Origin of the sequence: Emticicia sp. TH156, assembly GCF_002855535.1 — a bacterium.
Classification (GTDB): Bacteria; Bacteroidota; Bacteroidia; order Cytophagales; family Spirosomataceae; genus Emticicia; species Emticicia fluvialis.
This window is the reverse complement of sequence record NZ_PKRS01000001.1, coordinates 928,533-941,747: the sequence shown is the minus strand read 5'-3', so window position 1 is coordinate 941,747 and position 13,215 is coordinate 928,533. Positions and strand designations below refer to the sequence as shown.

The 13,215-nt window shown below is 42.7% G+C and carries 9 protein-coding genes; 4 read left to right on the top strand and 5 right to left on the bottom strand.

The window, feature by feature from the left end:
• Positions 1 to 922: 922 nt before the first annotated feature.
• Together C0V77_RS03960 and cysS are read left to right on the top strand one after the other, a co-directional pair.
• The gene (locus tag C0V77_RS03960; RefSeq protein ID WP_101724995.1) at positions 923 to 1,921 is read left to right on the top strand and encodes a GTP-binding protein; all 999 of its coding nucleotides are present in this window, start codon (positions 923 to 925) and stop codon (positions 1,919 to 1,921) included.
• Between the two features lie 124 nt (positions 1,922 to 2,045).
• The gene (gene cysS, locus C0V77_RS03955) at positions 2,046 to 3,623 is read left to right on the top strand and encodes a cysteine--tRNA ligase (protein WP_101724994.1); all 1,578 of its coding nucleotides are present in this window, start codon (positions 2,046 to 2,048) and stop codon (positions 3,621 to 3,623) included.
• Between the two features lie 175 nt (positions 3,624 to 3,798).
• Here the strand turns inward: cysS and pruA are convergent, their stop codons facing one another.
• The 4 genes from pruA to C0V77_RS03935 form a co-directional block, all read right to left on the bottom strand.
• Positions 3,799 to 5,430, bottom strand: a complete 1,632-nt coding sequence (gene pruA / locus C0V77_RS03950) for an L-glutamate gamma-semialdehyde dehydrogenase (RefSeq protein ID WP_101724993.1) — start codon at positions 5,428 to 5,430, stop codon at positions 3,799 to 3,801.
• Between the two features lie 193 nt (positions 5,431 to 5,623).
• A complete protein-coding gene (locus tag C0V77_RS03945) occupies positions 5,624 to 6,925 on the bottom strand; it encodes a TolC family protein (protein WP_101724992.1) in 1,302 nt (433 codons plus the stop codon).
• Positions 6,926 to 6,962: 37 nt separating this feature from the next.
• Positions 6,963 to 8,567: a DHA2 family efflux MFS transporter permease subunit gene (locus C0V77_RS03940; RefSeq protein WP_101724991.1), complete on the bottom strand. Its 1,605-nt coding sequence runs from the start codon at positions 8,565 to 8,567 to the stop codon at positions 6,963 to 6,965.
• Positions 8,568 to 8,591: 24 nt separating this feature from the next.
• Complete coding sequence (locus C0V77_RS03935) at positions 8,592 to 9,635, bottom strand: HlyD family secretion protein (protein ID WP_101724990.1); 1,044 nt, start codon at positions 9,633 to 9,635, stop codon at positions 8,592 to 8,594.
• Between the two features lie 207 nt (positions 9,636 to 9,842).
• Here C0V77_RS03935 and C0V77_RS03930 point away from each other — a divergent pair, with 207 nt between their 5' ends.
• Complete coding sequence (locus C0V77_RS03930; protein WP_101724989.1) at positions 9,843 to 10,403, top strand: MarR family winged helix-turn-helix transcriptional regulator; 561 nt, start codon at positions 9,843 to 9,845, stop codon at positions 10,401 to 10,403.
• A 225-nt stretch (positions 10,404 to 10,628) separates the two neighbouring features.
• On the top strand, positions 10,629 to 11,462 hold the full coding sequence (locus C0V77_RS03925) for an alpha/beta hydrolase (protein WP_101724988.1): 834 nt from the start codon (positions 10,629 to 10,631) through the stop codon (positions 11,460 to 11,462).
• 3 nt (positions 11,463 to 11,465) lie between these two features.
• Here C0V77_RS03925 and mraY read toward each other — a convergent pair whose 3' ends face one another.
• The gene (mraY, locus tag C0V77_RS03920) at positions 11,466 to 12,686 is read right to left on the bottom strand and encodes a phospho-N-acetylmuramoyl-pentapeptide-transferase (RefSeq protein WP_101724987.1); all 1,221 of its coding nucleotides are present in this window, start codon (positions 12,684 to 12,686) and stop codon (positions 11,466 to 11,468) included.
• Between the last annotated feature and the right edge of the window lie 529 nt (positions 12,687 to 13,215).

Below are 13,215 nucleotides of genomic sequence, written 5' to 3'. Positions count from 1 at the left end.
TCAAAGTTTGCCTGACTACTTAAGGTCTCGCATTTGCATTCTCAACAAGTTAATGAACTTTATTCATCCAGTATTACTACCTTCCGACTTGTTAAACCAATTAAACCCCCTTCCTTCTCTTCTTCCTCTACCGCTTAATCAATTCTTATTTTCACTCTGAACTTTTCTTTTCGTTTTTCCGTTTTCTTATTTTTAGTAAGCGAAACGGACTGCAAAGTTACTGCTCTTTTTTGAATTAAAAAAATATTTTTTCATATTTTTTTTCACTCTCCTTATCGCCTCTTCCTTTTCTTTCTCTCCTCTTTCAATCAATCGGGGTGCAAAATTCTGAATTTATTTTTACATTCCCAAATTATTTTTGAAGTTTTTTTTCGCCTCGCGCTTACCTCCCGTTTTCCTCTCCTCCTCTTCTTTCTCTCTCAATTAACCGGGGTGCAAAGGTCTGACTTTATTTCTACATCTCCAAATTAATTCTACTCTTTTTTTTACCCATCTCCCAATTCCCTGGCTCCCACCTTTTTACTATGCTCCTGCTATGTAACGCTCAGTGCTTCTTCCATTTTTGGGACTGCAAAGGTACGCCTCTTTTTACCCTTTGTCAAGGCCTTTCCCCAAAGTTTTTTAACCCCTATTCCTTACTCCCCTTATCTTCAGCTATTTATAAATTACCCCATCCCTAAAGTTTATATTAGTTCTTCGTTTTGTGCAATAATATAAGACTATAAACGCTGCATTCAGCACATCCGCTCCGAATTATACAATTATTTATTCTTATTACCAGCCACGGCGCCAGTATTTAGAGGCTGCAAAAACTTAATAAACCGATTCTTTGTTATGACCCATACACTTCTACTATATATAATAGGTATGTTCTGATACTATATATATATATAAGTAGAAAACCACTGACACTTATAATTATATGAAAATCCCTGTCAATCTCATTACCGGCTTCTTAGGCGTGGGTAAAACCACTGCCATCAAACATCTGCTGGCGAGCAAGCCCACAAACGAGCGCTGGGCTATTATTATTAATGAATTCGGTGCTGTTTCTATAGACCACGCCGCTATTGATGAAAGAGATGGGCTCACCATCCGGGAGGTGGCAGGGGGCTGCATTTGTTGCACGGCCAATGTGCCCATGCAGTTTACACTCACCACGGTTTTGCGACAACAAAAGCCAGACCGCATTCTGATTGAGCCTACGGGTATGGGACATCCGGAGAACATTCTTGATTTGCTGCGCAACAAATTCATGAAAGATATACTGGATGTAAAAGCCACTATATGCCTGGTTGACCCAAGGCGTTGGGCGCAGACCGACTTCAATGCACACGAAACTTTTCAGGATCAGATAAATCTGGCTGATGTACTAGTTGCCAACAAAACCGACCTGGCCGGTGAAGCATTAACGCAGCAGTTTACCGACTGGGCAAAGACCTTGTATCCACCCAAGTTATTGATAGAGTCTGTTGCCAATGGTGAAATTGATTTCAGGTGGTTGAATATTGACCCTTTCCCTGAAAGAAAGGCACAGTTTGCACCACACACGCATGAACATACCCATACCCACCAACACGAAGAAGAATTACAGGTGCCTGCTGTTGGTAATCCGGTAAAAAAAGAAAGTCATGGCCTGGGGCTGTATGGCTGCGGATGGATTTTCTCTCCGGACGAACTTTTCAATCTGCCCAAGTTGCGTCAGTTTTTCAGTACCCTGACGGGAATAGAACGAGCCAAGGGTGTTTTCAGAATCGGGAAAGACTGGGTTTTGATTAATGCAGCAGACGGGCAATTTACTGTACAATACATTGCTTACCGACGCGACAGCCGAATTGAGCTGATTGCCCCTCAAAAACCAGACTGGGCTGGCTTGGAACAAAAACTGATGGCCTGTTTGCTTGAAGTACCCGTGGCCTGAAGCCTTATACTATATACATTATATATATAAAGAAATTAAACTTAAATTTGCATTATCTATTTTAGATAGGCAATACCGCAAGGAACGTTATACGATAGATTAATCTGATTATTGAAGAACCTATATGCAGAACCTGAAAATTTACAATACGCTTTCACGCCAAAAAGAAGAGTTTAAACCGATTAATGCCCCCTATGTGGGTATGTATGTTTGCGGGCCTACTGTATATAATTATGTACACCTGGGCAACGTGCGTACATTTCTTACTTTTGATGTGCTTTACCGGTACCTGACCGAGATTGGCTATAAGGTTCGCTATGTAAGAAACATTACCGATGTGGGCCACCTGGTGGGTGATGGCGACGAAGGAGAAGATAAAATTGGCAAAATGGCCAAACTGGAAAAACTGGAGCCGATGGAAATTGTGCAACGGTACACCAACGATTTCCACAAAGTGCTTGAGCAATTCAATTTTCTGCCGCCAAGTATTGAGCCTACTGCCACCGGCCACCTGGTAGAACAGATTGAAGCCGTAAAAGTTTTGATTGATAAAGGCCTGGCTTATGAGTCGAACGGCTCTGTTTATTTTGATATCAGTAAATATAATGCAGCAGGTAACGACTACGGTAAGCTATCAGGAAGAATTCTGGAAGATTTGCTGAACGAAACCCGCGAACTGGACGGCCAAGCAGAAAAGCGAAACCCGCTTGATTTTGCCATCTGGAAAAACGCAAGCCCTGAGCATATTATGCAATGGAAGTCGCCCTGGGGAATGGGTTTCCCGGGCTGGCACTTAGAGTGTACCTGTATGAGCACCAAGTATCTGGGCAAACAATTTGATATTCATGGCGGTGGTATGGATTTGAAGTTTCCGCATCATGAGTGTGAAATTGCTCAGGGTGTGGGTATAACCGGCACAGAGCCTGTTCGTTACTGGATGCACTCAAATATGTTGACGGTGAACGGACAGAAGATGTCGAAATCGTTGGGCAACTCGTTTTTACCTGCTGAGCTTTTTGCAGGCAGCCACCCGCTGCTTGACCAGGCCTATAGCCCCATGACGGTTCGGTTCTTCATGTTGCAATCTCAATACCGAAGTACTCTGGATTTCTCGAATGATGCGCTGCGCGCTGCCCAGAAAGGATACCGTCGCTTGATTAACGGTTTGCGGATTGTGAAGACCCTTACAATTGGTATTAACGATAAACCGGCAGACACGGTTCTGAGTGAGTTGATAAATGATGCGCAATCTGCAGTAGTTGACAAACCGGCAACGGCAACCCCGGCAGTAGAGATAGCAATAGACCAAAAGAAAAAAGAAGACATTGAGAAGACCATTCAGGCTTTTTATGAGGCCATGAATGATGACCTGAACACCGCAGTGGCCATTGCCCAGCTTTTTAATTTGCTGAAATATGTAAACATGATATACATGAATCAGCTGAACCCTAGAGCCCTAGGCGAAGATACCTTCAACTTATTGAAAGAAAAGTTTGTGGTATTTTTGGAGCAGATTTTAGGTCTTAAGGAGGAACCTATAGCACAGGGCGACGGTATTCTGAGCGGTCTGTTGTCGTTATATAAAGAATACAAATCAAGCCAGAGATACGACAAAGTTGATGAGATAAGAGCTTACTTTAAGTCAAATGGCATGACGATTAAAGACATGAAGCACCGCATTGACTGGGCATGGGAGGAGTAAAGTACGGTGTCGACTTCAGTCGGTACATATCTGTTAGTAATGTTCTCTATTTAAATAGCGCTCGACTTTAGTCGGTTTTTCGAATTAGAAAGCAAAAAAAAGGTAGCACGTTAAAATGCTACCTTTTTTGTTGACATCGAGGCATTGGCCACTCATCAAGCACAATTACTTTTACTTACTCTTCTCCTAAAAACGGATATTTATAATCAGTCGGCGAAACAAAGGTTTCTTTAATGGTACGTGGTTGTACCCAACGGAACAAATTCAGGATAGACCCGGCTTTGTCGTTAGTGCCTGAAGCACGGGCTCCTCCAAATGGTTGCTGACCTACTACTGCTCCGGTTGGTTTATCATTCACATAGAAGTTTCCGGCGGCATCCACCAATTTTTTGGTAGCCAAATCAATGGCATAACGGTCTTTGGCAAAGATAGCCCCGGTTAACGCATAAGGCGAAGTGGAATTAACCAGTTCCAGGGTTTGCTCAAAATCAGCGGCTTCATATACATAGATAGTGAGCACCGGACCGAAAATCTCTTCACACATGGTTACATACAGTGGGTCTGATGTTAATAAAACAGTCGGCTCAATAAAATACCCTTTAGATTTATCGTAGTTTCCCCCTGCAATTATGGTTACTTTGTCGCTCTTCTTCGCATTATCAATATAGGTGGCAATTTTGTCAAAAGCTCTTTCATCAATAACCGCATTTACAAAATTAGTGAAGTCTTCGGTGCCGCCTGTTTTTATCTCTTTCAAATCTTCAACCATATATCCTTTCACTTCTTCCCAGATATTTGAAGGAATATAAGCCCGCGAAGCTGCCGAACATTTTTGTCCCTGATATTCAAACGCCCCACGAACCAGACCCGTGGCCAAGGCTTTTGCATCGGCCGACTCATGTGCCATCACAAAATCTTTACCTCCGGTTTCACCCACAATACGCGGATACGATTTATACAAATGGATGTTCTCGCCAATGGTTTTCCAGATGGTTTGGAAGACCCTCGTACTACCTGTAAAGTGGATACCCGCAAAATCAGGATGTTTGAAAATCACATCACCCGCCACAGGGCCGTCTACATAAATGAGGTTGATTACGCCATCAGGCAAACCAGCCTCACGGAATACCTCCATAATTACCTGGGCCGAGTATATCTGGGTATAGGCAGGCTTCCATACGGTAACATTACCCATCATGGCTACGCAAGAAGGTAAATTACCTGCTATGGCAGTGAAGTTGAACGGCGTTAATGCAAATACAAAACCTTCCAACGGACGATACTCCAGTCTGTTCCACATTCCTTTTGATGACTCCGGCTGCTGGGTATAGACCTGCTCCATAAAGGCTACATTGAATCGCAGAAAGTCTATGAGCTCGCACGCTGAATCAATTTCTGCCTGATAGGCATTTTTAGATTGCCCCAACATGGTAGCCGCATTGATTCTGGCCCGGTACGGCCCGGCCAGTAAATCGGCAGCTTTCAGGAAAATGCTGGCTCTTTGCTCCCACGAGAGTGCTGCCCACGCCGTACGAGCCGCCAAAGCGGCATCAATAGCACGTTGCACATGAGATGCATCACCCTCGCTGGCATACCCTAATATATGTTGGTGGTCGTGCGGGGGTGAAAGTTTAATCTTGTTATCGGTATAAACCAGCTCACTGCCAATATACATAGGCACGTCTATCTGTTTCGAACGGGCTTCGGCAATGGCTTTTTTTAATGCAATTTTTTCAGGAGAACCTTTAGCATAACCCAGAACCGGTTCGTTTACCGGAGCAGGTACTTTAAAGACAGTGTTATTCATGATTGATGAAGGGGGATTTTTTGCCAAAATTAGAGGAAAAATCAGACATGTGGGAATAAATTTCCGGTCTATTTTGCTGTACCTGAATGTATAACAGATTTAGGTGGGTTTGAGTTTAGATGTGCACCAAAAAACAAAGCCCATCTGTACACCGGAGTGTTCAGATGGGCTTGTAACTATTTGCGTTTCACCTCTACAACTTCACCCCCGACAACCTGCTGATTTCCAGTTTTGCCAGTAATATCTGATAATCATATTGCAACAGGCTGAATTTTGCTTCCTGTACAGCCGTTTCAGACGTCTGAATTTCCAGTGGAGTACTTACCCCATTTACCAGACGTGCTTTGGCCAGTTTCAAACCGTACTCTGCCTGATACACATTTCTTTCGGCTAAAGTGCGTTTTTGGGTGGCTACTTTTATATCATTAAAAGCATTTTCAATGTCGCGGTTTATCTGTGTTTTCTGTGCCTCAGTGCTTTGTTTGGCAGCATCCAGATTAATGCGGGCAATTTGTGTGTTATACGCGCCGCGCTTTCCGGTATAAATCGGGATATTGAGCTTTACACCCATTAAGGTATTGAATCGCCATGCGTCAATGTTGGGTTGATACCCATTTCTGATACCCACAGCTCCGTTGGCCGCCAGTTGTGGCAGGTTTGTCATTGAAGATATCTTCACGTCTTGTGCCAGTGCGTTTTCGCGGGCCAGTGCCGTTTTTATGTCCTGATTATTGGTAACAGCCTCACTGATAGCCCCCTGAGCATCGGCAATCGGATAGTTGTATTGCAGCTCGGCATTGGCCGGAACCTGCTTTCTGGCATCAGAGCCTATCAGCGCACTTAAGAAAATATATTGTTTTTCTAGTTGCCCCTGCAAATCTACTACCCGTATCTCGGCATTTTTATAGCGTACCTGAACCTGTACCAAATCATAGTCCAGGGCGTCGCCACTCTTCAGGCGATCGCTGATAATTTTACCGTTTTCTTCTACCAGCTTAACCTGGTCTTGCTGCACAACAATGGCCTTTTGGATATAAATAATACTATAATACAACTGCGCAACCTGATAAGCCAGAGTTTGTTTAAGGCTCTCAATGCTCTCTCGCTGTTGCTGCATATCCAGCAGGGTTTTCTGTACACCCGCCTTAAAACGGCCCCAGTCATATATAACATAAGAGGCATTTACGGCCGTATTGTAGTTGTTATGAGGCTGAAACTGCAATTTACCGTCGAAACCCTGAATCGGTATAACAGCTTCGGCTACGGGGTCAAGTCTTGTGTAGCCCACTTCTCCGCTAATCTGGGGTTTCAGCCCGCTTTCCTGCACTTTAATTCGGTAATCGCCGGTATTCAGTAATTGCACTTGTTCTTTTACTCTTGGCGAATACTCAATGGCCTGCTTCACTAAAGAAGCCAGCGCCTCATTCTGGTTCTGTGCAAGGGCTACCTGACTGAGAAGCAATAAGAGAGTTATGGTTATTTTCGGAAATTTCATTGTTAAAAACTTAAATATTTTTGAATGATACCTGTCATTAATGAGACTCTGCGGCAGCCTTGGCGGCCTCTGCTGCCTCGGCAGCACTTTTCTTTTTAGTGCGCAGCAATACAACAAGGGGCAATACACATATAAAGAATAATGATATGATACGGAAGGTGTCCAGATATGCCAGATAATACGCCTGCCTGTCTAGCAGCAACTCCAATTGCCTGTATGCCTGTGTGGTGGCATGTATTGCATCGCCCGACTTCGACAGGAATGTCATCTTAAGACCATTGAGCCGTTCCATAAATAATGGGTTACTGGGCACGTAGTTGGATACCATATCTGACCGGTGCTGTGCATACTGTATAGCCACATAGTTGTTGGCCAAGGCAATACCAAAAGCCCCACCCAGCTGGCGTATCATATTGGTAAGAGATATACCCGCCCCAAACTCGTTGGGCTTTAAACCTGCCACCGAGGCATTGATAAGGGGTAGCTGCAAAAGTACGGTTCCTAGTCCGCGCATCAGCTGCATGGGGTAGAAATCCCAGCGACTCATATCGGTAGTTGCGGTACCACTATAAAAACCAAAGAATGCAAATATGAGAATACCGGCAATAACAAATGGAATTGGTGATGCGCCAGCCGACATCCGCCGACCAAGAATAGGGAACAAAGGCAGGATGGTTAACGTTGGGAACAAAAGTGAAAGACCCGTTTCATAAGGGGTGAAACCATTGATGCGCTGCACCAGAACCGGATATACGAACACAGAAGTAAACAACCCAAAGCCTGAAACCATTACAAAAATGCTTGAAAACGCAAAGTTACGGTTTCCGAAAACCCTGAGATTAACCACAGGGTGGTCTGTATTGAGCTCCCGGCCTATGAAACCCACAATGCCTAATACTGCCACCAGGCTCACAATCATTATTTCTTTTGATTGAAACCAGTCTTTCGATTCTCCCTTTTCAAGCACATACTGCAGGGCGCCAATACCAATCATCAATAATAATATACCCGGGTAATCAATCTTTATCTGGTCTTTTTTAGTACCCTCACCTGCTTTTTTAGGTATATAAAGAATGGTCAGAATAGTAGCAATAATACAGATGGGTACATTAATAAAGAAGATGTCGCCCCATGTATAATTATCTACGATGTATCCACCCAGAGTGGGGCCGAGTGTAGGGCCTAATACAATACCCATACCAAAAAGCCCTGAGGCTGTTCCGCGTTCTTTACCCGGGAAGGCGTCAAACAAAATAGCCTGAGATGTTGACAGCAAAGCTCCGCCGCCTATGCCCTGTATGAACCTCCAGAACACCAGTTCCCAAAGACTACCCGAATTACCACAGAGGTAAGACGTTATACCAAACACAACCATTGATACCAGGTAGTAATTTTTGCGCCCGAAATACTCTCCCAAAAAGCCTGTCATGGGTATAATAATTACGTTGGCTATGGCATAAGAAGTAATAACCCAGGCAATATCTTCAATGGTAGCCCCTAACGAGCCAGCCATCTGATTCAGTGCTACGTTTACAATCGTTGTGTCTAGCAGCTCCATAATGGCTGCCGTCACTGTTGTGAGAACAATAATAAACCTGGAAGCACCTACTGCTTTATTTTCTATTTCTACTGTTTTTTCCATGTAATTTTTTTGTGGGTGTATGCCTTACTTCAGTTTCACTTCCACTTCAAGGCTCATGCCTGCGCGTAGTTTGTCGCGGTATTTTTCTACATGGTCAATGGCAATTTTTACTGGTATTCGCTGGGTAACTTTCACAAAGTTTCCACTGGCATTATCAGGTGGCAGTAATGCATATTTGGCTCCGGTGGCATCAGAGAAATCAATAATTTTGCCTGTCAGCTCCAAATCAGGGAAGGCATCCAGCTTAATAACCGCCTGCTGGCCTATAGCCAATCTGCTTATTTGCGTTTCTTTAAAGTTGGCCACAACCCAGTATAATGAGTCCTGCACAATGGTGGCCAAAGTTTGCCCGGGCTGTATGTATTGCCCAGGCTCAACGCTTTTCCGGCCTATTTTACCATTTTCGGTAGCATAGATTTTAGAGTAAGTCAGTTTTAGTCTTTGCTGGTCAATTTTAGCTCTTTGTACAGCCAGCGCTGCTTCTGCTTTGTGTAGGTTACTGCCTAGTATATCCAGGCGTGATTTAGTAGCGGCAATGTCTTGTTTTTGACCATCATACTGGGCATTAAGCACATCCAGACCCGACTGGCTGTCTTCTGCCTGGCGGCGCGTAATGGCATTGTCAGCCAGTAACTTAGCATCTCTCTCTGAGTCTCTTCTAGCTTTATCTTTTCGCAAAGCGGTAGCCTTCAGGTTAGTTTCAGCCGCGCTGATTGTCATTTTTGTGTTTTTTATGTTAGCTTTTGCGTTTTCAACATCTGTTAATAATTGCTGATAAACGGCTTCCATTTCGGCCAGAGCCAGTTGTTGTTCCTGGTCGTCAATATCTACCAGTAGCTGGCCCTTCTTTACCTGTTCAAAGTCTTTCATGTTTACGGTATTCACGTAACCCCCTACACGTGGTACCACCGGTACCGAATAAGTTTCTATCTGGGCATTATCTGTTGACTCGTGCCCCTGCCCATACTTGTAGCTTTGATAGGCATAGATGCCGGCGGCAAGCACAACGATTAATAAAATGATACGTGGAATGTAATTTTTAATGCTTTTTTTCTGCGGAGTAGCCATCTTAATCCGATTGTTTTGTTTTTGCGTTTGTTCTTAGAATTAGTCAACTAAATTGACGATGCAAATGTAAACTAAGTTTACTAAATTAGTCAAGCATATTGACTAATTTATTTTTTCTATATAATTTTGTATCAGAACACAAGAAATAATGAAATTTAGTGTTTTCATTAGGCATTTAAATGAATGCTTTGAATCTGAACAACAACAATGAACGAAGAAATTCTAAAAGAAATAGCCGCTTTTAAATCTAAAAAGGAGCGACTGATGGGACGGCTTTTAAGCAAGACCTACAGGTATGTGAGCGATCTGGCAGGAGACTATGTGCAGAGTATCGGCTATACCAATTTCAGAATAGGCCACATTGTAGCTTTGGTACACATAGAATTAGAGGGCACCAACATCAATAATCTTTCTCAGCGCGCCTGCGTAACCAAGCAGGCTATGAGCAAACTGATAAAGGAATTACAAAATGAAGGATATGTAAATGTGGTAAAAGACCAGGCAGACGCCCGTGCACTGATAGTAAGACATACAGAAAAGGGGCTGCAGGCATTGCTTGACTGGAAAAGGTGCATGGAACATGTGAACGATAAATTTACAGAAATAATAGGAGCCGAAAAACTAGAGCAACTAAAGGATATTCTATTTGAGCTGGTAAGCCACTATGAAGGCACGCAATACGCAAAAGTAAACGACCTTAAGCATATTATTACAAATGGGCATTTGCTTAAAATGAAAAACATTGCCTTTAGTGGTTCGCCGGCGTAGGTTAAGACATATTATTTATTACTATTACATAGCCCAAGTGCTTCGTTATACCCTGCCTTTATTGTTTTGGGGCTAGTTTGTGTAAATACTATATGCACTGCTGCTTTATTGAGTACCAGAATATTCCATCTTAAGAAGGTTACCACCGGCCGCCTGATTGATATTTTAACAGACAGATTTGATTTAATCTTTGACAAACAATTCTGAATAGAATAGTTTTGTATAATGAAACTTAACTCTGCAAAAAAAACAGATAGATACGTGTTGAAGAGAATCCTTACCATTGCCCTGATTGTATACGTTGCCGTTTTCGGATTAGCCGTATTGTTTCAGCGTTTTATTATGCTACACCCAGAAAAACTGGACAAAGATTATGCTTTTGAGTTTAAAAATGCCCAGGAGTTTTATTTTGCTACCGAGCCTAAAATTAAGCTGAATGCCCTGATGTTTACAACGGCGGCTAACCCGCGGAAAGGTGTGGTTATGTATTTGCACGGCAACTCGCGCAATATAAAAGCCTGGGGTAAATATGCCGAAGACTTTACCTCAAGGGGATATGATGTAATTATGTACGATTACAGGGGGTTTGGAAAAAGCAATGGCCGCCTGGATGAAAAAAATCTGTTGAGCGATGCACAGACCGTGCTTAAGGATATTCAGCGGAGATACCCGCCCAGAGACATTATTGTTTACGGGCGCTCGCTGGGCACAGGAGTAGCCACAAGACTGGCTATGGATAATGATGTAAAAATGCTGATTCTGGAAACTCCCTATACCAGCATACCTGCTATTGCCTGGAGCCGCCTGCCAATTTATCCGTACAGCAAAGTCTGTGAATTTATTTTACCTGCTGAAGAGTGGATAACGAAAGTGAAAGCCCCGTTGTATCTATTTCATGGTACCGACGACCCGATAATTCCGTACAGCCATAGCCTGAAACTGGCTGAGATATTAAAGAAAAGCCCCGATGACATACTCACTACCTTACCAGGAGGACGCCATCGGGGTTTGAATAAATTCAAGGAATATCAGACCAAACTAGATGAGATTCTGAAATAATGCCTAGCGGAGTTTGAGCGTTACCAGACACGCCACCGCCAGCACAATGCCTACTATCAGAAAACGGGTTACAATCTTTGACTCATGGTAACCTTTTTTCTGAAAATGATGGTGTAATGGCGACATCAGGAAAAGCCGGTTTTTCTGAGCAAATTCCAGACCGTTCTTTCGCTTCTGATATTTAAAATAGCTCACCTGTAGAATTACCGATATGCTTTCGACCAGAAAAATACCGCACATAACCGGTATCAATAGTTCTTTACGCAAAGCCAACGCCAGCACCGCAATAACACTACCGAGCATCAAGCTACCGGTATCACCCATAAACACCTGTGCCGGATACGCATTATACCACATAAAGCCTATACAGGCCCCCACAAAGGCCGAACAGAAAATCACTATCTCGCCAGAGTTCGGGATCATCATGATGTTGAGGTATTGAGAAAACACCTTATTGCCTGATAAATAAGCAAAAATAGCCAGCGTTAACCCTATTATGGCAGATGTACCAGCAGCCAGGCCGTCAATACCATCAGTAATGTTAGCCCCGTTTGATACCGCCGTAATGATAAAAATCACTATTAATACATACGGAATCCAGGCCATACTTTCTGGTAAAAAACTACCTAGAATCTGATAATCTACCTCATTATTTTTGGTAAAAGGCACCGTGGTTGTCAGTGAGTGTACATCTACATACTTTTGCACTTCTCCAACCGCCGTGCTTATTTTCGCTTTTTCGTAGACTCTGATTTTTACATTATCGTTGAAGTACAAAGTAAGACCAACAATCAGCCCCAGGCCAACTTGCCCAACTATTTTAAAACGTCCTTTCAGCCCCTCTTTATCTTTCTTAAAAACCTTTATGTAGTCGTCGGCAAAGCCGATGCCGCATGTCCAGATGGTAGCAATAATCAGCAATACAATGTAGACGTTATCCAGGCGTGCAAATAATAATACCGGAATCATGAGCGATGCCAGAATAATGAAGCCACCCATGGTAGGTGTTCCTTTTTTCTGCATTTGGCCTTCAAGACCCAGGTCTCTGATGGTTTCGCCAATCTGAAGTTTACGGAGATAGTTAATGAGCCGTATACCAAAAATTGCCGCAATTAAAAGCGATAAAACTATAGAGCCCATGGCACGAAAAGTAATGTACTGAAACACCCCCGCACCCGGGAAATTGAAGGTCTTGTCAAGGTAAGCAAATAAGTAGTAAAGCATAGGACATTGGTTTTTAGGAAAGTGTAGCAAAGATAGTTTTTTTTGAAGTTTTCAGAAAAAAAACGGTTTTTTTTTGATTAAATACACTTAAAGTTAACAATTAACCACGAACGGAATATGATGGCACATGCCAGTATACAGATACGCGTAAAGCATTGCATGTGTATCCTGGTTATTCTGATACTTTTTTGACAAAACATGACTATATATTATCATAGATTAAAAAAAACAGGGTAAATATTTGATTATACAACGTTTTTTAACTTTTTTTGTATGGTATATTTAGCGTTTGACAACAGAATTTATTGATATAAATTTACTTAACTTCTTTATTGAAGTTTAAAGATTTTGAATCCTCCGCCAGTCGGAGTATTCATCATAGGTTAAAGTATTTTCGTCTTGGAAAGGCATTCGGGAATCCTGAATGCCTTTTTTGATAAATAAGAGACTGCATAAAATAAAAGTATTAGCCAAATGCGTATTATTTTTGCGTTCTTTACAGCCAATACTCTTTAGCACAGAGGTAATA